21 protein-coding genes and 1 tRNA gene are annotated in these 23,493 nt (G+C 64.3%); all 22 read left to right on the plus strand.

All coding sequences use genetic code 11. The features are described 5' to 3' along the window. Window positions 1-27 precede the first annotated feature (27 nt). Window positions 28-1,080, plus strand: a complete 1,053-nt coding sequence (locus tag MPN20_RS00065; protein WP_242777827.1) for a M15 family metallopeptidase — start codon at window positions 28-30, stop codon at window positions 1,078-1,080. Between the two features lie 96 nt (window positions 1,081-1,176). After that, window positions 1,177-1,252 (plus strand) — tRNA-Arg (locus MPN20_RS00070). Between the two features lie 321 nt (window positions 1,253-1,573). Next, window positions 1,574-2,083, plus strand: a complete 510-nt coding sequence (locus tag MPN20_RS00075; RefSeq protein ID WP_242777831.1) for a DUF6790 family protein — start codon at window positions 1,574-1,576, stop codon at window positions 2,081-2,083. A gap of 358 nt (window positions 2,084-2,441) precedes the next feature. After that, window positions 2,442-3,197, plus strand: coding sequence for an ABC transporter ATP-binding protein (locus MPN20_RS00080; protein WP_242777834.1), 756 nt, complete (start codon window positions 2,442-2,444; stop codon window positions 3,195-3,197). Next, complete coding sequence (locus tag MPN20_RS00085) at window positions 3,194-5,743, plus strand: FtsX-like permease family protein (RefSeq protein ID WP_242777837.1); 2,550 nt, start codon at window positions 3,194-3,196, stop codon at window positions 5,741-5,743. The genes MPN20_RS00080 and MPN20_RS00085 overlap by 4 nt, the downstream gene beginning before the upstream one ends. A gap of 45 nt (window positions 5,744-5,788) precedes the next feature. Then, complete coding sequence (locus tag MPN20_RS00090; protein ID WP_242777839.1) at window positions 5,789-6,964, plus strand: MFS transporter; 1,176 nt, start codon at window positions 5,789-5,791, stop codon at window positions 6,962-6,964. Window positions 6,965-7,011: 47 nt separating this feature from the next. After that, complete coding sequence (locus tag MPN20_RS00095) at window positions 7,012-7,767, plus strand: DALR anticodon-binding domain-containing protein (RefSeq protein ID WP_242777842.1); 756 nt, start codon at window positions 7,012-7,014, stop codon at window positions 7,765-7,767. Then, complete coding sequence (gene lysA, locus MPN20_RS00100; protein ID WP_242777845.1) at window positions 7,767-9,203, plus strand: diaminopimelate decarboxylase; 1,437 nt, start codon at window positions 7,767-7,769, stop codon at window positions 9,201-9,203. The genes MPN20_RS00095 and lysA overlap by 1 nt, the downstream gene beginning before the upstream one ends. Before the next feature lie 32 nt (window positions 9,204-9,235). Continuing rightward, entirely contained in the window at window positions 9,236-10,543 is a 1,308-nt protein-coding gene (locus MPN20_RS00105; RefSeq protein WP_242777848.1) for a homoserine dehydrogenase, read from the plus strand. A 2-nt stretch (window positions 10,544-10,545) separates the two neighbouring features. Next, window positions 10,546-11,631 carry a threonine synthase gene (gene thrC, locus MPN20_RS00110; RefSeq protein WP_242777851.1) on the plus strand — a complete coding sequence of 362 codons (1,086 nt, stop codon included), beginning with the start codon at window positions 10,546-10,548 and terminating at the stop codon, window positions 11,629-11,631. A gap of 2 nt (window positions 11,632-11,633) precedes the next feature. Further along, window positions 11,634-12,536, plus strand: a complete 903-nt coding sequence (gene thrB / locus MPN20_RS00115) for a homoserine kinase (RefSeq protein WP_242777853.1) — start codon at window positions 11,634-11,636, stop codon at window positions 12,534-12,536. 226 nt (window positions 12,537-12,762) lie between these two features. Further along, entirely contained in the window at window positions 12,763-14,778 is a 2,016-nt protein-coding gene (gene rho, locus MPN20_RS00120; protein ID WP_242777856.1) for a transcription termination factor Rho, read from the plus strand. Window position 14,779: 1 nt separating this feature from the next. Next, window positions 14,780-15,859, plus strand: a complete 1,080-nt coding sequence (gene prfA, locus MPN20_RS00125; RefSeq protein ID WP_242777859.1) for a peptide chain release factor 1 — start codon at window positions 14,780-14,782, stop codon at window positions 15,857-15,859. Between the two features lie 19 nt (window positions 15,860-15,878). Then, window positions 15,879-16,796, plus strand: coding sequence for a peptide chain release factor N(5)-glutamine methyltransferase (prmC, locus tag MPN20_RS00130; protein WP_242777862.1), 918 nt, complete (start codon window positions 15,879-15,881; stop codon window positions 16,794-16,796). Between the two features lie 54 nt (window positions 16,797-16,850). Further along, window positions 16,851-17,501, plus strand: coding sequence for an L-threonylcarbamoyladenylate synthase (locus tag MPN20_RS00135; RefSeq protein WP_242777865.1), 651 nt, complete (start codon window positions 16,851-16,853; stop codon window positions 17,499-17,501). Then, entirely contained in the window at window positions 17,502-18,611 is a 1,110-nt protein-coding gene (locus MPN20_RS00140; RefSeq protein WP_242777867.1) for an MraY family glycosyltransferase, read from the plus strand. Further along, window positions 18,608-19,054 (plus strand): hypothetical protein, encoded by a 447-nt coding sequence (locus tag MPN20_RS00145; RefSeq protein ID WP_242777870.1) that lies wholly within the window; start codon window positions 18,608-18,610, stop codon window positions 19,052-19,054. The genes MPN20_RS00140 and MPN20_RS00145 overlap by 4 nt, the downstream gene beginning before the upstream one ends. A gap of 219 nt (window positions 19,055-19,273) precedes the next feature. Beyond that, a complete protein-coding gene (atpB, locus tag MPN20_RS00150; RefSeq protein WP_242777872.1) occupies window positions 19,274-20,086 on the plus strand; it encodes a F0F1 ATP synthase subunit A in 813 nt (270 codons plus the stop codon). A gap of 85 nt (window positions 20,087-20,171) precedes the next feature. Then, on the plus strand, window positions 20,172-20,396 hold the full coding sequence (gene atpE, locus MPN20_RS00155) for a F0F1 ATP synthase subunit C (RefSeq protein ID WP_242777875.1): 225 nt from the start codon (window positions 20,172-20,174) through the stop codon (window positions 20,394-20,396). A 19-nt stretch (window positions 20,397-20,415) separates the two neighbouring features. Continuing rightward, entirely contained in the window at window positions 20,416-20,967 is a 552-nt protein-coding gene (locus tag MPN20_RS00160) for a F0F1 ATP synthase subunit B (protein ID WP_242777878.1), read from the plus strand. Further along, window positions 20,967-21,773: a F0F1 ATP synthase subunit delta gene (locus tag MPN20_RS00165; protein WP_242777881.1), complete on the plus strand. Its 807-nt coding sequence runs from the start codon at window positions 20,967-20,969 to the stop codon at window positions 21,771-21,773. Before MPN20_RS00160 ends, MPN20_RS00165 begins: the two co-directional genes overlap by 1 nt. Window positions 21,774-21,856: 83 nt before the next feature. Continuing rightward, window positions 21,857-23,491: a F0F1 ATP synthase subunit alpha gene (atpA, locus tag MPN20_RS00170; protein WP_242777884.1), complete on the plus strand. Its 1,635-nt coding sequence runs from the start codon at window positions 21,857-21,859 to the stop codon at window positions 23,489-23,491. Window positions 23,492-23,493 lie beyond the last annotated feature (2 nt).

Below are 23,493 nucleotides of genomic sequence, written 5' to 3' on the forward strand. Positions count from 1 at the left end.
ACAGGACAGACAACAGTACGGAGCATTATGTCGAGTGACACCTCGACCGCGGAGGCAGCACCGATTCGCCGCCGCGATCTGCGCAAGCAGCACGCGTCCTCACCAGCCTCATCGTTCTTCACTCGGCAGACCGCGACACCGGAGTCGCAGGCACCCGAGTCCGCTCGGACACCAGAGCTCTCGCCCCGACGGGCCGCCATGGCGGCCGAGGCCAGAGCAGCAGCAGGCTCTCCCCGTCGCGCTGCGATGGCCAAAGAGTCCGCAGTCAACCTTCAGACAAGCACCGCCGACACAGGGGGAAGCGCCTTCGTCGCCGCCCAGATGGGTCGGCGCGGCTCCGACGGTTCGCTGCTGCGGTCGGTGCGCCGGCGTCGGGTGACGACGATCTCCGCACTCGCCACTGTGTCTGTGACCGGCACTGCCATTGCGGCCGTGATGATCGCTGGAAACATGAGCGGGAGCCAGGAAGTCAAGGTCGACGAGACTGCCGCGAAGTCACAGACGCGTGCCATCAATGCCGAATCTGTCTCCGCGAACATCAAAGCAGATGACGAGAAGACCAGCATGGCCATCGGTGCGCCCAGCGCCAAGCAGACCAAGGTCGAGGCCGCCTCTCGTGCGATCAAGAAGACCGTACTGCCCGGTTGCGAAGGAGACGCGCCGAAGGGCGAGGCCTCCAACGGCGAACTGCCGTCGGACTGGCTGTGCAAGATCGGCGTCGGCGACCACAAGCTGCGTGCCGATGCCGCAGTGTCGTTCGCGAAGATGAATGCCGCGTTCAAGAAGGACACCGGCAAAGAGCTCGCCATCACCGACTCGTATCGCTCCCTCGAATCCCAGATCTCGGTGGCCCACCGCAAGCCGGGCTTCGCTGCCCGTCCAGGCACGTCGAACCATGGTTGGGGCCTGGCCCTCGACCTCGGCGGCGGCACCCAGACAGGCACCGGCGTGCAGTACGAATGGCTCGTCGCCCACGCGAAGGAATACGGCTGGGAGAACCCGGACTGGGCTCAGCGGAACTCCTACGAACTCTGGCATTGGGAGTACGTCCCGGGCCGCAAAGCCATGAAGGGCGCCTGAGCCCACAGGACACGTCAACCGCGTGCAATCGAGACTCGATTGCACGCGGTTTCGTTTTGGGAGCCGCCCCAAGGTGGTGATAGCATTGCATCCGTTGCCCGCGTAGCTCAGTGGATAGAGCGTCTGCCTCCGGAGCAGAAGGTCGTAGGTTCGAATCCTGTCGCGGGCACCACAGAAACCTCCTGAGTAATCAGGGGGTTTCGCCATTTGTAGCGGCACTCTAGTTGGTTGCTTCACGGCTCTCAGACCACGTTTTGGCCCTATGACGCCGGGTCTGCTGCCGTCGTCGATGACGGTGCACAACCCCGCAGGGCAGGAGCAGCCGACGAGACCTGCTGGGCCCTAGGGCCCGATCGGTGGGACAACGTGCGGTTGCCGCTTCAGGACAAAGGACTTCCATCGTTGAGGACGACCTGCCGGAAGCACAGTCCGGCAGCGAATGCTAGTCATTTCGCCCTATCGGTGGCGCGCCACCCGGTGCCACAATGAACAGATGACAACTTCTGCTCCTGCAGACCAGCCCGTCACCCCCGCCAAGAGTTCGCTCGCCGGCGGCATCTTGCCCCTCATCGGCGTCATCCTCTTCGTGATCGTCACCATCATCCAGTTCGCCGGCGGTGCGGGTGCACAGTGGGGGCAGCAACTCCTCGCCAACGCCGTGACCTACATGATCGGGTGGGCGGGCGTTGGTGCGGGCATCGCACATCTCTTCTTCGGGCGCAGGATCTCGAAGACGATCGGATTTGAGAAGAGCCCCTACGAACTCGAGGTCGGGTTCGCCGACCTGGCGTTCGGAATCGTCGGTCTGATGGCCGCGAGCTACTCGATCGAGTTTTCTCTCGCCGTGATTCTCGCTAGCTCCATCTTCCGCGTTGGTTGCGGCATCGGTCACATCCGCTCGATAGTCAAGGAGCGCAATTTCGCGATCAACAACACCCTGATCTTGGTGAGCGACTTCTTGGTGCCCGCGTTCCTGATCTTCGCGTATTACACCTGGGCGTGATGCACTTCCCTAATCGGGAATTCGTCAACCACGTTGCTGAGGTTGGTGATGGCAGTTGCGCTCGATCCACGTCTCGATCCCGATCCGTAGCTCTTCCCACCTCGCCCAGTTGCGACGGTTGAGCACGTTCCTCCGCATGAGACCCTCTGATAACGGCGCAGAGAACTGCTCGACTGTCCGGACACTCAGTCCGGCCTCGAGTGTGAAATCGACCGTTTCAGAGCCCGTGACGACTTTTGAACCTCATCCAGCCCGGGGCACCGATCACCGCCCACCTCATCACCTGCGATGGGTGGTTTCTGCTGCCACCGACTAGAGTTGTCCAGGAGAGACCACTTACCTGCGTGCAAAGGCCGTGATGTCGATTTCTGCGAATGGGATCAGTGACGATGTCGTGCTCAGCGCCGAGGGTCTGCGCAAGAGCTTCGGCCGCGGGGAGACAGCGGTGACTGCGCTCGACGACATCAGCGTGGACTTCGAAGCGGGACGATTCAGCGCGATCATGGGTCCTTCGGGCTCAGGGAAATCGACGCTCATGCATGTTCTGGCCGGACTCGACAGAGTCGATTCGGGAACGATCACGATGAGCGGGCGGGACATCACGACGCTCAACGACCGGCAGCTGACCCAGCTGCGGCGTGATCGGGTCGGGTTCATCTTCCAGGCGTTCAATCTCGTTCCGACCCTCAGCGCAGAACAGAACATCGAACTGCCCGTGTCACTGGCACGCAAACGGATCGACCGGGACTGGAAGGCCGAGGTCGTCGAACGCCTCGAGCTCGGAGACCGTCTCAAGCACCGTCCCCACGAGCTCTCCGGCGGCCAGCAGCAGCGTGTGGCCGTGGCTCGCGCCCTGCTCACCCGACCCGATGTGATCTACGCCGACGAACCCACCGGCAACCTCGACTCCCATTCCGGCACCGAGGTGCTCTCCCTGCTCCACGGTGCGACCACGCGCTATGGGCAGTCCATCATCATGGTCACGCACGACCCGATGGCCGCCTCCCACGCGGATCGCGTCGTTCTGCTCAAGGACGGTCGTGCCGGGGGTGAGGTCCGGCAGCCGACTCGGGAGTCCGTGGTGAGCGCGCTGAGCGAATTGAGCGATCAGTGATCGCAGTCGCCCTAGCCCAGATCCGCATCCACTGGGCGCGTTTCCTCGCCATTGGGCTCGGCATCGCCTTGGCCGCAGGCTTCGTCGCCGCAACCCTCATCAGCAGCGCCTCGCTGCAGGCGAGCCTCAGGGACACGGTCACCGACACGTTCTCGCAGGCCGATCTCGTTGTGATGCCCGCCCGTGACGTCTTCGTCGACGGGCAGGAGGCCTCGGGGGTGACGAAGCGCCTCAGTGCCGTCGAAGGCGTCAGCACTGCGGCCGTCAATGCACGTACAACGACGACGGGCAAAAGCTCATCCTTCTCCGAGAGCACCTTCGCTCTGTCCCCGGTGCCCGTTGCCGAGCACCTCGACACCTTCTCGATGGTCGCAGGCTCGCGTCCCGCGTCGATCACTGATCTGGTGCTTGAACGCGCCACAGCGGAGGAACTGGGTGTCGGCATCGGCGATGAGATCCGCTTCTCTGTCGACTCGGTCCCCGTCGAGTCAGCTGATGACTCGATGCCGGTCTACCGCGGCCCGAGTCACAGCAGCACAGTATTCACAGTGGTCGGCCTCGCCGAGATGGCCAACGACCCGTCAGCGGCCGGGACTCATCGGGCGCTGACAACCTCGGCGAGCTATCAGGAGTACTTCGCCCAGCTGGGTGATGTCATCTCGATCAGGATCGCCCTCGACAGTGGCGCCGACCCAGCAGTCGTGCGGGAGCGGCTGCAGACGACGATCGATGACTCCGCTCTCGCGGGCAGTCTCGAGGCGATGACGGTCGATGACGCCGTCGCGGCGAAAACCGATCGCCTCTCCCAAGGCGACGACGTCATCACCTGGATGTTCCTCGTCTTCGCCGGAATTTCCGTCATCGTCGCGATCCTCGTCGTGTCCAACACGTTCTCCGTCATCGTGGCAGGCCGTCGCCGTGAGCTCGCGCTGCTGCGGTGCCTCGGTGCCTCACGAACGCAGCTCTACGGGTCCGTGGTCATCGAGGGACTCGTCGTCGGGCTGCTCGGCTCGATTGTCGGCGTGGTCGCCGGGATCGGCGCGAGCTTCGGGCTCGCCGCCACGGCCAAGCGTATCTGGCCCGACGACTTCGACTACGTCAACGTCCACGTTCCGGTGTCCGCACTGCTCATCGGCGTCGGGGTCGGAGTCCTGCTGACGATCTTCGCCACGATCAGACCCGCGCGCAGCGCCATCGCGGTCACCCCACTCGAAGCGCTGCAGCCCTTCGACGAGTCCCTGCGCCCCGCGGCCCACAGCCGACTGCGGCAGGTCGCGGGCTGGACGAGCCTCGGGCTGGGTGCCGGCCTGATCGTCATCTCCCTGCTCGCGGTCGCCCACTCACAGATGTGGATTCTGGCGGGGGCGCTCGGGGGTGCACTCATCGTGTTCGGCCTCGTACTGTGTTCGGCGCTCATCATCCCGCCGATCGTCGCGGGCATCGGCGAACTCGTGCTCAGCCCCTGGGGAGTGCCCGGACAGCTGGCGACCCTGAATACGCTGCGCAACCGACGGCGGACCGCGGCCACCGCAACAGCGCTGATCATCGGCGTCACCCTCGTGGCGACGATCCTGGTCGGCGGAATGTCGACGAAGGCCACTCTCGCCCAAGGCCTGAGCCAGCGCTACCCCGTCGATATCGCCGTGCCGCTGGCCACCACCGTCGACCAGGACACGCTCGACGACCTCGGCGAGATCAGGGGAGTGGCTGCGGTCGCCGTGGCCCATCGTGCCGATGCCCTCGACGACCATGACGGGTCGACCCCCGATCTCTATGTCATCGATCCGGATTCGGCTGCGTCCGTGCTCGGCCCCGGAGCTCCACCGCTGGTCGCGGGCAAGGTCACGGTCCCGGATGACTTCGCTCGGGACAGCATCCGCATCAAGGGGCTCAACGAGATGAACGTCGCGGTCGAGAAGGCCGGGAGTTCGAGCCTCGTGTTCTTCACGACCCCCGACGTCGGCAACGATCTGGGCGTGTCCGCCACCACGACCTCGGTGCTGGTCAGGATCGACGACGACACGGACGTTGCTGACATCTTCCGGATCCAGCAGGACGTGGCGCAGGCACTCGACGTCACGAGCGACGAGGTCGTCGGATCGGCGGTGGCGAAGGGAATGTACTCCGAGCTCATCGACATCCTCCTTCTCATCGCAGTGGCCCTGCTCTTCGTCGCCGTCATCATTGCACTCATCGGCGTGTCGAACACGGTGAGCCTCTCGGTCATCGAGCGCAGGCGGGAGAACTCCCTGCTGCGTGCTCTGGGGCTGACCATCGGTCAGCTGCGCACCCTCCTCGCCCTCGAAGCCGTGCTCATCTCATCGGTGGCTGCGCTCATCGGACTCGTCCTCGGGGGAGGGCTCGGAATTGTGGGCACTCGACTGATCACCGTCGACTATGCAGACGAGCTGGTCATCGACTGGTCCATCCCTTCGTCGCTGGGCATCCTGGCCGCAGCGATCCTGGCCGGACTCGGTTCGGCCCTGGTCCCGGCGCGGCGTGCCGCCAGACTCTCACCGGTCGAGGGTCTCAAACAGGAGAACTGACCCCACCGGTGTCCGGGAACCGGGCGCAATGATAGAAATGCAAGCATGAAATCAGCGTGGACGACCGGACTGGTCGTGGTCGGCCTCATCGTCGCCGCATTCAACTTGCGGCCCGGCGTCACCGGTCTGTCCCCGCTGCTCGACGCGATGGGCGCCGAGATCCATCTCAGCGCAGCCTTCCTCGCCGTCATCGGCATGCTGCCTCCGCTGCTCTACGGACTCAGCGGCTTCATCACCCCACGTCTCTACAGTCGATTCTCCGGCCTCTCGCTCACCTTGGCCGCGATGATCATGATCACCGTGGGCCTGGGCGTGCGTGCGATCACCGACTCTCCGGGCCTGTTCCTCGGCCTCAGCGTGCTCGCGCTGTTCGGCATGGGCATCGGCAACGTCGTGTTGCCTCCGATCGTCAAGTCGTACTTCCCCGACAAGGTCGCTCTGATGTCGACCGTCCACGTCGGGCTGCTGCAGCTGGGCACCTTCATTCCCCCGCTCGTGGCCGTGCCGTTGGCGGGCATGTTCGAGTGGCGGGGATCGCTGCTCGTGTGGACCGGATGCGCCGCGGTGGCCGTCATGGTGTGGGTGATCATCATCGTCGTGCGACCAGCCGCCCGGACGGAGGTCGCGGCCTCCGTCGTCGGCGGCAGCGAGCTGCGGCGGCTGGTGCGCAGCCCTCGCGCCTGGTCGCTCATGACGATGACGGGTCTGACCTCATTCAACAACTTCATCCTCTTCACCTGGCTGCCCACGCTCCTGACCCGTTCTGGCTTCGACGCTGCCTTCGCCGGTGCCATGCTCGCACTCGTGACTGCGATCCCGTTGGTCCTCGGATTCGTCCTGCCGGTGCTGGCACAGAAGATGCGCACCGCCTCACCGATCGTCTCGGCATTCTGTCTGAGCCTGGCCGTCGGCTACATCGGGCTGTGGCTCTTCCCCGCGGCTGCCCCTGTGCTGTGGACCGTGCTGCTGGGAATCGGCATCTCGACCTTCCCCCTGGCACTGACCTTGATCACCCTGCGCTCACGCAGTGCCGAAGCCTCGGCGGCCCTGTCGGGCTTCGTGCAGGGAGGCGGATACCTCATGGCCGCCACCGGACCTCTGCTCTTCGCGTTCCTGCTGCAGAGCTTCGACATGATGTGGCCGGCCTTCGCGCTCGTCCTCCTCTCGACGGCAGTGAAGTTCGCCGTCAGCTTTTCTGCGTGTCGGCCGGGGTCGATCTGAAACGCATGGATTCGCCGTCGACAACCTGCGCCGAGTAATCTGTTCGAGTGACCCTGGAACTTCTGCACACCGGCCTCGCGCGCGCTTTGGCGACGATTGCCGCGGCAGGAGAATCCGCAGACGTCCCACTCGCGGACTTCATCGTCGAGCGCACCCGGGATCGATCGCAGGGGGACTGGTCGACGAACATCGCACTGCGCAATGCGCGCCTCCTGCACACCGACCCGACGGCGCTGGCCGCTGAGATCGCCGATCTCCTGCAGGTCCACGCTGAGGTGGCCCGCGCCGAGGCGAGCGGCCCCGGATTCGTCAACATCACCGTCACGACCGCGGCCCGGGCCGCGGTCGCCGCCGAGATCGTCGCGGCCCAGTCAGGGGCGGAGTCAGAGCCAGGGTCAGAGTCCATCGATGCTGCCCCCGAGACCATCCGAGTCCTCCAGGCCGCCCATGCCGCCGCCTGCAGAATCGAACGGCGGGCCACCTCGGCGGGGATCGACAGCTCCGATTTTGCGCCGGAGACACTCGCCGAGCCACGCGAGGTCGAGCTCCTGCTCGCCCTGACCGACGCTGCAGACATGATGATCAGCGCTTCGCCGATCCACGATTCCCAGCGGCTCGAACGCAGCCTCGAGGCTGTCGCCGAGGCCTTCTGCGACTGGTCGGGGGCCACGACCGTGACACCCACGATCGACGAGCACATCACCTCGACGCACGCTTCCCGGCTGGTCCTCGACCGAGCCGTCATCACTGTCCTGGCCACAGGACTTCGACACCTGGGCGCTTCGGCCCCGGAGAGGATGTAATGCCATCTCATATCGCCGGCACCATGCACGCCACGCCAGCACCCGTCTGGCTGCCGTATCCCGATGACGTCAATGCGCTCCTGCCTAGCCTGTGGTCGGACAATGTGACGAAGTCTGAGTCCGGGGTGCTCACCATCGCCGGTCACGGTGTCACCGACCTGGCCGCGCAGTACGGCACGCCGACCATGGTCATGGATGTCGAGGACTTCAAGGCCCGCGCCGGGTCCTACCTCAGCGCATATTCTGCGGCCTTCTCCGAGGACAAGGGCTTCTCCGGTGTCGACGTGTTCTATGCCGGCAAGGCCTTCCTGTGCACGGCGGTGGCCCGGTGGGTCCACGAAGCAGGCCTCGGTCTCGACACGTGCTCCCTGGGGGAGATGATGGTGGCCCGTGCCGCGGGTGTGCCCGGCGAGAGAGTCGGTCTGCACGGCAACAACAAATCCGTGGCCGAGCTCGAATACGCTCTCGACTACGGAGTCGGACGCATCTTCGTCGACAGTCTCGATGAGATCGCGCGTCTCGAGTCGATCGCGGCGGCGAAGGGGCTCGTCGCTCCGGTCATGCTGCGCGTGACCGTCGGCGTCGAAGCCCACACCCACGACTTCATCGCCACCGCCCACGAGGACCAGAAGTTCGGGCTCTCCGTCGCCGCCGGGACCGCAGCCGCTGCTGCGAAGGCGGTGGCGAACTCGGAGCACCTGCGCTTCGACGGCCTCCACTCGCACATCGGATCGCAGATCTTCGACATCTCCGGATTCCAGGTGGCTGCCGCACGTGTGCTCGAACTGCGCGCTCAGATCATGGCCGAACACGGCGTCGACCTGCCCGACATCGACCTCGGCGGCGGCTTCGGCATCCGCTACACCTCGCAGGACACGCCGATCCCGGTGACGGAGATGGCCGAGGAACTCGCCGAGGTGGTCGCGAAGGAGTGCCGCGGGCTCGGCACGAACGTGCCCCGGCTCTCGATCGAACCCGGTCGTGCGATCGTGTCTCCGTCGATGTTCACCCTCTACGAGGTCGGCACGGTCAAAGAGGTCAGCACGGACAACGGCATCCGCACCTACGTCGCTGTCGACGGCGGCATGAGCGACAACATCCGGACAGCCCTCTACGACGCGGATTATTCGTGTAGTTTGGCGAATCGGAACTCGGCTGCTGAACCGGTGATCGTGCGAGTCGTGGGCAGACACTGCGAGTCGGGCGACATCATCGTCCGCGATGAGTACATGGGAGCCGACGTCACCGCCGGTGACCTGGTGGCGGTTCCGAGCACCGGTGCTTACTGCCGGTCGCTGGCGAACAACTACAACCATCAGCCCAGACCCGGAGTCTTGGCTGTGGCACCGGATAAGGTTGAATGGATCGTGCTCCCGGAGGACTACTCGCAGATGCTGAGCAGCGATCCCGGCATGAGCGCAGGCGACAACGGATGAGAGTCAATGACGAGCGGGGAAAAGGTGAGGATATGCAGGCGTTGAAGGTAGCCATGCTCGGATGCGGTGTCGTGGGCACGGAAGTCGCCGCGCGCATCCAAAACAGGGGAGAAGCCCTGGCCGAGCGCATCGGTGCTCCACTCGAACTCAGCGCCATCGTCGTGCGCGACACCGCCAAGGAGCGCCCCGGGATCGATGCGAGTCTGCTCACCACCGATGCCGAAGCCGCCATCGCCGGCGCAGACATCGTCATCGAACTCATGGGCGGCATCGAACCGGCCAAATCGCTCATCACCGCAGCCCTGGACCAGGGGTCGTCCGTGGTCACGGCGAACAAGGCCCTGCTGGCCGCGAACTACGTCGAGCTGATGTCCGCTGCCGACCGCGCCGGCGTCCGCCTCGAGCACGAGGCCGCCGTGGCCGGAGCCATCCCGATCATCCGCCCCGTCGGGGACTCCCTGGCCGGAGATCGGATCGAACGGATCATGGGCATCGTCAACGGCACGACGAACTACATCCTCGACCAGATGGACTCCGAAGGCTGGGCCTTCGACGAAGCGCTGTCCACAGCACAGGAACTCGGCTACGCCGAGGCGGATCCCACCGCGGACGTCGGCGGCCACGATGCCGCAGCGAAGGCCGCGATCCTGTCCTCTCTGGCCTTCCACGCCCCGGTGACGATCGACGACGTCCATGTCGAAGGCATCGAGGACATCACCCCCGATATGGTCGCCACGGCCAAAGACCAGGGCTTCGTCATCAAACTTCTCGCCGTGTGCGAACGAGTCAACGATTCCGCCGCGGGCTCGGGCCTCTCCGCCCGTGTCTACCCGGCCCTGCTGCCTCGCACCCATCCGCTGGCCACCGTCCGCGGAGCCTTCAACGCCGTGTTCATCGAAGCCGAAGCAGCTGGCTCGCTGATGTTCTACGGCCAGGGTGCCGGCGGTTCGCCGACCGCCTCCGCGGTCCTCGGCGACGTCGTGTCCGTGGCCAGGCGCAAAGTGCTTGGCGGTCGCGGGCAGTATGAACGCCCGTTCCACGAGGACTCGCGGATCCTGCCGATCTCAGCCATCACGACGCGCTACCACATCACGCTCGACGTGGTCGATCGTCCCGGTGTGCTCGCGGCGGTCTCCGAGATCTTCGCCGATGAGGGGGCGTCGATCGAACTCATGCGCCAGACCGTGGGCGAAGCCGACGAACAGGGCAACCAGCACGCGAAGCTCGTGCTCGCCACCCACTCGAACACCGACGCGGTCCTCAGGGGAACGGTCGACCGCCTCGGCGATCTCCCCGTGGTCCGCGCCGTCAAATCCGTGATCCGTGTAGAAGGACAGTGAGAATGAATTACCCCAGACATCAGTGGCAGGGCGTCGTCGAGGAATACCGGAGCTTGCTCGACATCTCCGCGGCCACCCCGGCCGTGACCCTGGGCGAGGGCGGAACCCCGCTCATCCGCGCGCAGAAGCTCAGCGAGCTCACCGGCGCCGAGGTGTGGGTGAAGTACGAGGGTCTTAACCCGACCGGCTCGTTCAAGGACCGCGGCATGACGATGGCGATCACGAAGGCCGTCGCGCACGGGGCGAAGGCCGTCATCTGCGCCTCGACAGGAAACACCTCGGCCTCAGCGGCCGCGTATGCCACGAAGGCCGGACTCACCTGCGCTGTGCTCGTGCCGACGGGCAAGATCGCCCCTGGCAAGATGAGCCAGGCCATCGCCCACGGTGCCACGCTGCTCGAGGTCGACGGCAACTTCGACGACTGCCTGACCCTGTGCCGGAAGCTCTCCGAGTCCTACCCTGTTCACCTGGTCAATTCGGTCAACCCTGACCGGATCGAGGGCCAGAAGACCGCCTCCTTCGAGGTCGTCGACGTCCTCGGCGACGCTCCCGACATCCACGTCCTTCCCGTCGGCAACGCCGGCAACATCACTGCCTACTGGAAGGGATACCGCCAGTACAAGGAGATCGGCGTCTCGACCAAGCTGCCGCAGATGTGGGGCTTCCAGGCCGCGGGTGCGGCCCCGATCGTCCTCGGCCACCCGGTCGACGAACCCGATACGATCGCCACGGCCATCCGAATCGGCAACCCGGCCAGCTGGTCTCAGGCTGAAGAGGCGCGAGACTCGTCCGGAGGAGTCATCGACTCGGTCACCGACGATGAGATCCTCGCCGCCCATAAGGTGCTCTCCCGCGAAGAGGGCATCTTCGTCGAACCCGGCTCAGCCGCCTCGGTCGCCGGTCTGCTGAAGATGTCCGAAGCCGGCCGCGTGCCGGCCGGCGCACGCATCGCGGTCACGGTCACCGGGCACGGGCTCAAGGACCCCAGCTGGGCGCTGCACACCGCGGACGGCTCGGAGATCGAGCCGAAGCGCGTCTCCGTCGACGCCGTGAGTGCGGCTCGCGCCCTGGGACTCGAGGACAGGTGAGCGTGAGGTTCGAGCTCGAGGTGCCGGCCACCTCGGCGAATCTGGGACCCGGATACGACTCCTTCGGGCTGGCACTCGAGATCTTCGACTCCTTGTCTCTGACCCTCCACGACGAACCGGTCGACGCGACCGCCTGCGTGCGGGTGACAGGGGAGAGCGCCGCGGCGCTGCCGACTGACCGTACCCATCTGATCATGCGAGTCATCGCCGAAGTGCTTGCTTCGGAGTACCCGCTTACCCCGGCGGGCGTCGTCGATCGGCTCAGCCTCGACTGCACCAATCGGATCCCGCATTCGCGCGGCCTCGGCTCGTCCGCCGCCGCCATCGTGGCGGGCATCGCGCTGGCAGGGGAAGTCGGACACCACGTGGGAGGCCCCGAGCTCAGCCGTGAACGTGTCCTCGAACTCGCCACTGACCGTGAGGGTCATCCCGACAACGCGGCGCCCGCGATCTTCGGCGGGCTGAGCATCTCCCTCTCGCACCCGGCGCGGTCCTTCCGGATTCCGATCGGCACGGTCGCTGAGGTGACCGTGCTGGTTCCGGACGTGCGCCTGGACACCGAGATCGCCCGTGGCGTCATTCCCGTGTCCATCGAACACGAGGTCGCTGCGGAGAACTCTGCACGTGCGGGACTGCTCGTCCACGGATTCTCCAGCGATGCCTCGGTGCTCATGGAAGCCACCGACGACCGACTGCATCAGGAGTTCCGTCGGGAGGCCTATCCCGAGTCGATGGAGCTCGTCGACGCTCTGCGCGCCCGCGGGCTGCCGGCGGTCATCTCCGGTGCCGGACCCACAGTCCTCGTGCTCGCCGATTCGGTTCCGGCCGAGGTCGTGCCCGCCGCGGTCGAGGTGATTCGGACGTCGATTGACCTCGGCGGATATCGCACGCGCAGGATCGGCTGAGCAATCGATTCGCAAGATCGGCGTTGACCAAGTAAACTGGTGGTGTTCCGTCAGTGAACGGGTTTTGCGGTACTCATCGCAAGTTCCCTGTCAAAGTCACAAATTCTGGAACGTCTCCTGCTCATTCTCATAGCAGGTTATCTTTCACAATGCACCGTCAAGGGTGTTTCCGTCGCCGTGAGTAAACGGCTCTTGCCGCACGGCCGAAAGAGGGAGAAGGACCTTCGTGTCTGAAACCACTACTCAAGATTCCGCACCACGCACCGGCAGTCTGACCGCTTTGCGTCTGCCCCAGCTCCAGGAAATGGCAGCGGGCCTTGGAATCAAGGGGTACCGTCGACTTCGCAAAAGCGAACTGATCGACGCCATCAACAACAGCAAGAGCGGCGCCCAGGCCGGATCCGGTCGGGCCAAATCCGCACCCAAATCCGCACCTGAGGCTCCGGCCGTCGCCGATGACAAACAGGCCGAGCCCACGCGCCGTCCTGCTCGTCGCAACGCTGCACCGCAGGCCCGCAACGACGCCGAGGCGTCACAGGGTTCGCAGGCACCGGCACCGGAGCAGACGGCACCCGCCGAAGCTCCGAAGTCCGAGGCTCCGAAGTCCGATGAGTCGGCGGATCAGGCATCCGGTGACCAGGATCGTCAGCGCTCACGGCGCGGCCGGTCGCGTTCGCGCGGCAACGAGGCGCAGAGTGACGATCAGTCGCAGGCGCAGCAGTCCTCGCAGGCACCGCAGTCGGCTCCCGAGTCGAACGACCACGGTGACCAGAACGATCACCGCGGCAACCGCGGCAATGATCGTCGGGGCCGCAGCAACGACGACTCCAACGGTGATCGCGGTGACAACGGCAGCGATCGCAATGATCGCCGCAGCAACGATCGCAACAACGACCGTGGCGATCGCAACAACGATCGCAACAACGATCGTGGCGATCGCAACAACGATCGCAATGATCGCAATAACGATCGTCGGGGCCGCAACAACAATGACGACGACGATCGCGGCAACCGCCGCGGACGCGGACGCGACCGCAAACGTCGCGGCGGCGGACGCAGCGACGAGCCTGAGATCCGTCAGGATGATGTGCTGATCCCGGTCGGCGGCATCCTCGACGTCCACGACAACTACGCATTCCTGCGCACCTCGGGCTACCTGCCCGGCCCCAACGATGTCTACGTCTCGGCTTCCATGGTGCGCAAGAACAGCCTTCGCAAGGGTGACGCGATCGCCGGTGCGATCCGTCAGCAGCGCGAGAACGACCGCAACGGCAAGCGTGAGAAGTTCGATGCCCTGGTCCGCCTGGACTCGGTCAACGGACTCACCGTCGAAGACGCCCGCAACCGTGTGGAATTCTCGAAGCTGACGCCTCTCTACCCACAGGAGCGGATGCGCCTCGAGACCACCTCGAAGCAGCTTTCGACACGCCTCATTGATCTCGTCACCCCCATCGGCAAGGGCCAGCGCGGACTCATCGTGGCGCCTCCGAAGGCGGGCAAGACGATGATCATGCAGCAGGTCGCGAATGCGATCACCGAGAACAACCCGGAAGTCCACTTGATGGTCGTCCTCGTCGACGAACGTCCCGAGGAAGTCACGGACATGCAGCGTGCAGTCAAGGGCGAAGTCATCGCTTCGACCTTCGACCGTCCCGCCGATGACCACACGACGATCGCAGAACTCGCCATCGAGCGCGCCAAGCGTCTCGTCGAGATGGGCTCTGACGTCGTCGTGCTCCTCGACAACATCACCCGCCTCGGCCGTGCGTACAACATCGCACAGCCGGCTTCGGGACGAATCCTCTCCGGTGGTGTCGACGCGAATGCGCTCTACCCGCCGAAGCGCTTCTTCGGTGCTGCTCGCAACATCGAGAACGGCGGTTCGCTGACCATCCTGGCCACCGCACTCGTCGAGACCGGATCCAAGATGGACGAGGTCATCTTCGAGGAGTTCAAGGGCACCGGCAACATGGAACTGCGCCTGAGCCGTCAGCTTGCGGACAAGCGCATCTTCCCGGCCGTCGACGTCAACGCGTCGAGCACCCGTCGCGAAGAGATGCTCATGACTTCGGAAGAGATGAAGGTCATGTGGCAGCTGCGTCGTGTGCTGTCCGGACTCGAGCAGCAGCAGGCAGTCGAACTCCTGATGTCGAAGCTCAAGGAGACCGGCTCCAACGTCGAGTTCCTCATGCAGGTGCAGAAGACGACGCCGCTGCAAAAGTCCGCTACCGACAACCACTGAGATGGCCGACGACGACACCCTCAAGGCCAGCATCAGCGTCCTGCTCGACGAGCATGCTCGTCTGCAGGAGGAGCTCTCCGACCCCGCCGTGCACGCCGATGCTGGCCGGGCGAAGAAGCTGACTCGACGCTATGCCGAACTCGAGAAGGTGGCCGTCGCCGCCAGGCGGTTCTTCCAGCTCGAAGAGGACGTCGCGGCCGCGGAGGAATTCGCGGCCGACGACTCCGACTTCGCAGCTGAGGCGAGGCGCCTGGCACAGGAGCACTCAGAGGTCGAAGCCGAACTCAAGGACCTCTTGGTCCCGAGCGATCCCGATGACGCGCGAGACGCGATCATCGAGATCAAAGCCGGCGAAGGCGGTGACGAATCGGCGCTGTTCGCAGCCGACCTGCTGCGGATGTACCAGCGCTGGATCGACTCCCGCGGGTGGTCCTCGCAGATCCTCGACGCCACGCATTCGGATCTGGGCGGCTATAAAGACGTGACCATGGCGGTCAAAGCCAAGTCCGACGGCGCCTACGGGTGGCTGAAGTTCGAAGGCGGCGTCCATCGCGTCCAGCGAGTGCCGGTGACCGAGTCGCAGGGACGCATCCACACCTCGGCGGCCGGAGTCCTCGTCTTCCCCGAGGTCGACGAACCCGAAGAGGTCGGACTCGACGACAACGATCTGCGCATCGATGTCTACCGGTCATCCGGACCCGGTGGTCAGTCTGTGAATACGACGGACTCCGCCGTGCGCATCACCCACCTGCCCACGGGCATCACCGCCAGCTGTCAGAACGAGAAGTCGCAGCTGCAGAACAAAGAAGCGGCTCTGCGCATGCTGCGCGCCCGGATCCTGGCCAAGCAGGCCGAGGAAGCCGCAGCTGAAGCCGCTGACATCCGCCGTTCCCAAGTCCGCACCGTTGACCGCTCGGAGCGGATCCGGACCTACAACTTCCCGGAGAACCGGATCACCGATCACCGCACCGGGTACAAGGCCTACAATCTCGATCAGGTGCTGGCTGGCGACCTCGACCCGGTCATCGGCTCCTGCCGTGAAGCTGACAAAGCGGCACGACTCGACGCCCTGGGGGACTGAACTGAGTTCGCATCCGCCAGTGCCCGCCTCAGACGTGTCCGCGCTTCTGAACGGAGCCGCACGACTGCTCCGTGAGGCCGGAGTCCCGAACCCGGATTCCGACGCGGCGACACTGCTCGCCCACGCCTGGGGTATTGACGCATCGACTCTGTCTCGGCACCGACTCTTCGAGGAAGAGGTCCCGTCGGCAGTCTCCGCGACATTCGCGCAGCTGCTCGACCGTCGGGTCGAGCGCGTCCCGCTTCAGCACATCACGGGCACAGCCGCGTTCCGCCATCTCGAACTCGACGTGGGGCCCGGCGTCTTCGTCCCGCGGCCTGAGACCGAGCTGCTCGTGACCGAAGTGCTCGACGAGCTTGAGAGACAGCGGACCGAAGACGAGCACATCCCGCTCGTCGTGGATCTGTGCTCAGGTTCGGGGGCGATCACCCTCTCACTGGCCACCGAACATCCACAGCTGCGCGTCATCGGCGTCGAACGAGAGGCTGCCGCCCTCGAATGGTCGCGGAAGAATCGTGCCCGCCTCGACCTCGGCGACTCCACTGTCGACCTGGTCTCCGGAGACGCGACGACCTTCGGCGATGAGAACTCCGACCTGTGCGGCGGCGTCGACGTGGTCGTGACGAACCCGCCCTACGTTCCCGACACTGCGATCCCGCGCGATCCCGAGGTCCGCGATCACGACCCTGCAGCTGCGCTCTACGGGGGAGCCTCGGGGCTCGAGATTCCCGGGCTCATTATCGCCCAAGCGGAGAAGCTGCTGCGTCCCGGTGGCTTCTTCATCATGGAGCACTCCGAGGAGCAAGGTGCCGGAGTCCGAGAACTCATCATGTCGACGGCCAGTCTGAGACGGCCCACAACCTTCCCGGACTACACTGGACGCGACCGCTACACCGTGGCGCACCGCATCACCTGCGATGGTCCGCTGAGCCGCTGACCACGGCCCGACCGGCCACGACCACTGTCAACCGAGATTTGAAACGGAGAATTCGTGTCGAGACGATTCGACGTCACCCAGACAGACATCCGCGACCTGGTCCTCGACGAGTGTGCGCGGGTCAGCGAGGCGGGCAGTCTGCTCGTCGTCCCCACGGACACGGTGTACGGGATCGCCGCCGATGCGTTCAGTGCCTCGGCCGTCGCCGCACTGCTCGCGGCCAAAGGTCGGGGCCGAAACATGCCTCCGCCGGTGCTCGTACCGCGCGCTGAAACGGTGTTCGGCCTCGTCGACGGCGTCGACGACAGGATTCTCGCCCTGACTGCGAAATTCTGGCCCGGACCGCTGACGATCATCGCGAACGCACAGCCGTCCCTCGACTGGGACCTCGGCGACACCCACGGCACTGTCGCGGTTCGGATGCCCGACGACGAATACGCGCTGGCGCTGCTGGGCCGAACCGGACCTCTGGCTGTGTCGAGTGCCAACATCTCCGGTCAGCCCGCTGCCACCTCGGCGGATGAGGCCCAAGAGGTGTTCGGCGAGGACGTCGACATCTACCTCGACGGGGGAGCCCGGGAGTCGGGCCTCGCCTCGACGATCATCGACCTCAGCGGTGATAACGCGCGCATCGTGCGGCAGGGACCGATCACGGCAGAGGCGCTGCGCGAAGTCGTCCCCGATCTGATCGACCTGGACGGCTGAGTGCGCGCCTACCTCTTCATCCTCATCATCTCGGCCCTCGTGGCCTACCTGCTGACCCCGATGGTCAAGCGGGTGGCCGAGCGCGGACTCATCTTCTCGCCTCTGCGCGAACGAGATGTCCATTCCGTTCCGACGCCGAGGCTGGGTGGGGTGGCCATGTTCGGCGCGGTGATCGCGGGGCTCGTGTTCGCCTCCCAGACACCGTTCCTGCAGAGGATCTTTTCCGACATGGGTCCGATCATCGGGATCGCCGGCGCCGCGACCATCCTCTGCGTGCTCGGCATCATCGACGATATCTGGGACCTCCACTGGATCACGAAAATCGCCGGGCAGGCGCTGGCTGCCGGCTTCATGGCGATCAACGGGGTGGCGTTGCTGTCGATCCCGTTCGGGGGAGTCATCATCGGCTCGCCGCGGATGTCGATCATCATCACGATCCTCGTCGTCCTCGTGACGATCAACGCCGTCAACTTCGTCGACGGCCTCGACGGACTGGCAGCAGGAGTCGTGGCCATCGGCGGCAGCGCCTTCTTCATCTACTCGTATTGGCTGGCTCGCGACGCCTCGCCGGAGTCGTACGCGAACCTCGCCTCGCTCATCATCGCGATCCTCGTCGGTGCGTGCGTTGGTTTCCTCCCGCACAACTTCAACCCGGCTCGAATCTTCATGGGCGATTCCGGATCCATGCTCATCGGTCTTCTGCTCGCGGCGTCGACGATCCGTGTCACCGGTCAGGTCGATCCCGCACTTCTCGGCCAGGAGCGGGTCTTCGCCACATTCATGCCGATCATTCTGCCGATCGCCGTGATGTTCCTGCCTCTGCTCGACCTTGGTCTCGCAGTCATCCGCAGGTTGATGGCCGGACAGTCTCCTTTCTCCGCCGATGCGAAGCACCTCCACCACCGCATGCTGCGGCTCGGACACTCACACGCCCGCGCTGTGCTCATCCTCTACACGTGGACAGCGCTCATCGCCTTCGGCTCAGTGCTGCTCCTGTTCCGCAGCTGGCCGTTCGTCGTCTGCGTCGTGGGCATCCTGTTCGCGATCACCCTGATCTTCACCTTCTACCCCTTGCGCATGCGTCAGAAAGCCAGAGAGGAAATCTCGTGACTGAACCGACCCGGAGAAGCGAAACAGCTGTCGAGGCAGCGTGGACGAGAGTCTGGAGGACCATGCTGGTCCGCGGCATCATCCTCGTCCTCGCCGTCGCGATCCTCGGCATGGGCATCGGCTGGCTGGTCTCCGGTCAGCAGGGCCTCAACGGTGGAGCCGTTGGTGGGGGACTGGCAGCGGTCTTCATCATCATCACGCTCGTCATCATGTACGCCGGCCGCAACATGGGACTGACCGCGATCGCCGGGTTCCTCGGCATGGGCTTCCTGTTCAAAGCCTTCATCTTCATGATCGTGATCTGGCGCCTCAAGGATGCGACGTGGCTTGATGGCACGGTAGCGTTCTTCACGATCGTCGTCGCCGTCATCGGGTCCTCGCTCGTCGAAGCCCTCACGGTGGTCAAGGGACGAGTGCCCTACGTTGATCCCGAGGCGAAATAGCCCGAGGCGCAAAAGTCTGTGAGATGCGATGCATCTCACTGCCAGAAAATGTACAGTCAAAACCAATGGATTTGTCGGCAGCTCTCTACAATTGGTAGAGTAGTTGCGGTGCTGGAGCCAATTGTCGCTCCATGTCGCTCCTGAACCTCAAGCCCCACAGTGATTGCGGGGCTCAGGCCAGGCCATCAAGGCCCTTGACCATGGGAGAGTAAAGCAAACGTGGGAACACTCAACGCCGCGAACACAACGATCCAAGCCGCTGAAGGTGGTTTCCACGCCCCGTCGATGGCGGAATTCTTCCCCGAGGCAGTGCTCTTCCAGGGTTCTCCCTTTGAGATGAACCGCGTGATGATCATCCGCATCCTGGCCACAGTCGCCGTCGTCGTGCTCCTGGCCGTGTGGGCTAACCGGATGAAGCTCATTCCCGGTCGTTTCCAGTCCGCCATGGAACTCGCCATGGAATTCGTCACCGTCGGCATCGCCGAAGACACCATGGGCAAGGCGAAGGCCAAGAAGTTCATGCCCCTCATCGTGGCGATCTTCTTCGGCATCCTGTTCTGGAACGTCACGAAGCTCATTCCGTTCCTCAACATGCCGGGTACAGGCGTCATCGGCCTTCCGATCGTCCTGACACTCACAGTCTACGTGACCTACCACTGGGCAGGCATCGCCGAGAAGGGACTCGGCGGCTACCTCAAGGATTCGCTTATCCTGCCGGGCGTTCCCTGGCCGATGCACATCCTGCTGATCCCGATCGAGTTCATCACGAAGTTTGTCACCCAGCCGTTCACCCTGGCCATCCGACTCTTCGCGAACATGATGGTCGGCCACCTGTTGCTCGTCCTCTGCTTCACCGCAACGAGCTTCTTCCTCGTCGATGCTTCGAACGGCTTCCAGTTCTTCTCGATCATCACCTTCGCCGGCGGATTCTTCGTCTTCATCCTCGAGATGCTGATCGTCGTCCTCCAGGCCTACATCTTCGCCCTTCTGTCCTGCGTCTACATCAATGCCGCCATCTCGGATGACCACTGATTCGACGCTTCACTGAACCGTAACCCCCAAGTGTTACACGAGCCGGGCCAACCACCCGGCTGCCATATGAAAGGAAAAGCATTCAATGGATATGCTCGCTGAAGTCACCGGTAGTCTGAGCACCGTCGGATACGGCCTCGCCGCAATCGGCCCCGGCGTCGGTGTCGGTATCGTCATCGGTAAGACCATCGAGGGAACCGCTCGTCAGCCTGAGATGGCCGGCGCACTGCGCGGAAACATGTTCCTCGGTATTGCTCTGATCGAGGCCCTGGCCCTGATCGGCATCGCCACCCCATTCTTCCTGCCCTGATCTTCAAGAGGACTAAACGATGACTCCAGTACACATTGTTGCAGCGTCTGAGAACCCGCTTCTCCCCGCGCTGCCCGACATCATCTGGAGTGCCGTCTGTCTGCTGATCGTCTTCCTGGTTGTCTGGAAGTACGTCCTTCCCGCCTTCAACAAGACACTCGACGAGCGTGCAGAGCGCATTCAGGGTGGAATTGAGAAGGCCGAGAAGGTGCAGGCCGAAGCCGATCAGGCTCTGGCCGAGTATCAGAAGCAGCTCGCCGACGGTCGTGCAGAAGCTGCACGACTGCGCGCCGAGGCTCAGGAAGAAGGCGCCCAGATCATCGCAGACATGAAGGCTCAGGCTCACACCGAGTCTGACCGCATCGTCGCGCAGGCCCAGACCCAGATCGAAGCAGAGCGTCAGGCGGCCATGGTGTCGCTGCGTTCGGAAGTCGGAACTCTGGCTACGGACCTGGCATCCCGCATCGTCGGCGAATCGCTCACCGATGACCAGCGCTCGGCCAACGTCGTCGATCGCTTCATCTCTGATCTCGAATCCCAGTCGTCGGCGCAGCCGGTCAAGGGGGCGTGATGCTCCAGTCGAGCAGACTGTCCCTGCAGGCCGTTCTCGAGACCGCCAACTCCGAGATCTCCGGCGGCGACGCTCGGGAGATCGGCGAAGGCGCTCTCGGCATCGTCGGCATCCTTGCTGACAACGTGTCACTGCGCAAGGCCCTGGCTGATTCGGCCGAGGCCGCCGAGAAGAAGCAGCAGCTGCTGCGAAGCCTCTTCTCGTCTCAGGTCTCGGAGGCTGTCCTGCGTCTGGCGCAGAAGGCAGTCGGCCTTCGCTGGGCCAGAACTCAGGACCTCGTGACCAGTCTGGAGGTGGCCGGTGTGACGGCGATTGCCGCTGCTGCACAGGCCAACAGCCAGCTCGGCCAGGTGGAAGAGGAAGTCTTCCGCTTCGCGCGTCTGTGCGAGAGCGACCACGAACTCGGGCGCGCACTCGACTCTGATGCGAGTGGCGAGCTCAAACGTCAGCTCATCTCTGATCTGCTGGCAGGCAAGGCTCAGGCCGACACCATCACTCTGATCGGGCAGGCGGCTGTGCACCCACGCGGGCTCCGCGTTGCCATCGCCCTCGATCAGTACAGCGACATCCTCGCGGCTCGTCAGCAGCGCTCAGTCGCTGAAGTCACCGTCGCGAAGCCCTTGAGCGAAGCACAGACCGAAAGGCTCGCAGACGCACTGTCCGCCAGCTACGGTCGACAGCTCGTTCTCAACGTCCAGGTCGATCCCGATGTCATCGGGGGAGTCCGGGTCCAGGTCGGCGACGAGATGATGAGCTCGACAGTCGCGGATCGTCTGTCTGAGGTGCAGCGCAAGCTCGCCAGCTGAATCGTATGGCCGGACATCCGGCAGCACAGGCGGCCCACCGGTCGTCGGACACAAGTTTTGAGTAAAGGAAGCAGGGAATCCAGATGGCGGAAGTGACAATTCGCCCGGAGGAGATCCGGGACGCTCTGGGGAAGTTCGTTGATTCGTACAATCCCGAGAGCTCGGCAAAGACTGAGGTCGGCAAGGTCGTCACCGCGGGTGACGGCATTGCCCACGTATCGGGACTGCCCGGCACAATGGCCAACGAACTTCTTCGGTTCGAAGACGGCACATTGGGTCTGGCACAGAACCTGGAAGAGCGCGAGATCGGCGTCGTCGTCCTCGGTGAGTTCTCCGGTATCGCGGAAGAGCAGAACGTCTACCGCACCGGGGAGGTCCTCTCGATTCCGGTCGGCGACGGCTACCTCGGTCGCGTCGTGGATCCGCTCGGTCGCGCAGTCGACGGCCTCGGTGACATCGAAACCGTCGGTCGTCGTGAGCTCGAGCTCCAGGCCGCCGGCGTGATGGATCGCCAGGAAGTCCGCGAGCCCCTCCAGACCGGATACAAGAGCATCGACGCCATGATCCCCGTGGGTCGTGGACAGCGTCAGCTCATCATCGGCGACCGCAAGACCGGTAAGACCGCTCTCGCGATCGACACGATCATCAACCAGAAGGACAACTGGGCGACCGGTGACCCGAAGAAGCAGGTTCGCTGCATCTACGTCGCCATCGGCCAGAAGGGTTCGACCATCGCCGGTGTTCGTCGTTCGCTCGAAGAAGCGGGCGCCCTCGAATACACGACGATCGTGTCCTCGCCTGCTTCCGACCCCGCCGGTTACAAGTACCTGGCTCCGTATTCCGGTTCGGCCATCGGCCAGCACTGGATGTATGAGGGCAAGCACGTCCTCATCGTCTTCGATGATCTGTCGAAGCAGGCCGAGGCTTACCGCGCCGTGTCGCTTCTGCTGCGTCGTCCGCCGGGCCGTGAGGCATTCCCCGGTGACGTCTTCTACCTGCACTCGCGCCTGCTCGAGCGTTGTGCCAAGCTTTCCGATGAACTCGGCGGCGGTTCGATGACCGGTCTGCCGATCATCGAGACCAAGGCTAACGACGTCGGTGCGTTCATTCCGACCAACGTCATCTCGATCACCGATGGTCAGATCTTCCTGCAGTCGGACCTCTTCAACGCCGGTCAGCGCCCAGCTGTCGACGTCGGAATCTCCGTCTCCCGCGTGGGCGGCGCTGCTCAGACCAAGGCGCTCAAGAGCGTCTCGGGCACATTGAAGATCTCGCTGGCGCAGTACCGCTCGCTCGAAGCGTTCGCGATGTTCGCCTCTGACCTCGACGAGACGACCAAACGGGATCTGGCTCGCGGTGCGCGCCTGACCGAGCTGCTCAAGCAGTCGCAGTTCTCCCCGATGGCCTTCGAGAAGCAGACCGTCTCGATCTTCGCCGGTACCAACGGCTACCTCGACGAGGTTCCTGTGGCGGATGTGCTGCGGTTCGAGACCGAACTGCACGATCACATCGAGCGTAAGACCGGTATCTTCACTACCATTCGTGAGACGCTGAAGCTCGACGATGACACCTCCGCAGAACTCAAGAACGTGCTGAGCGAGTTCACCCAGAACTTCGTCAGCTCAGATTCCTCCGGTTCGAAGGCTGGCAGTGAGGACACTGCTGCAGCTTCGTCCGAAGAGGTCGAGCAGGAGCGAATCGTTCGGCAGAAGCGTTGAGT

Origin of the sequence: Brevibacterium sp. ZH18 (assembly GCF_022748595.1) — a bacterium.
In the GTDB taxonomy this organism is placed as follows: domain Bacteria; phylum Actinomycetota; class Actinomycetes; order Actinomycetales; family Brevibacteriaceae; genus Brevibacterium.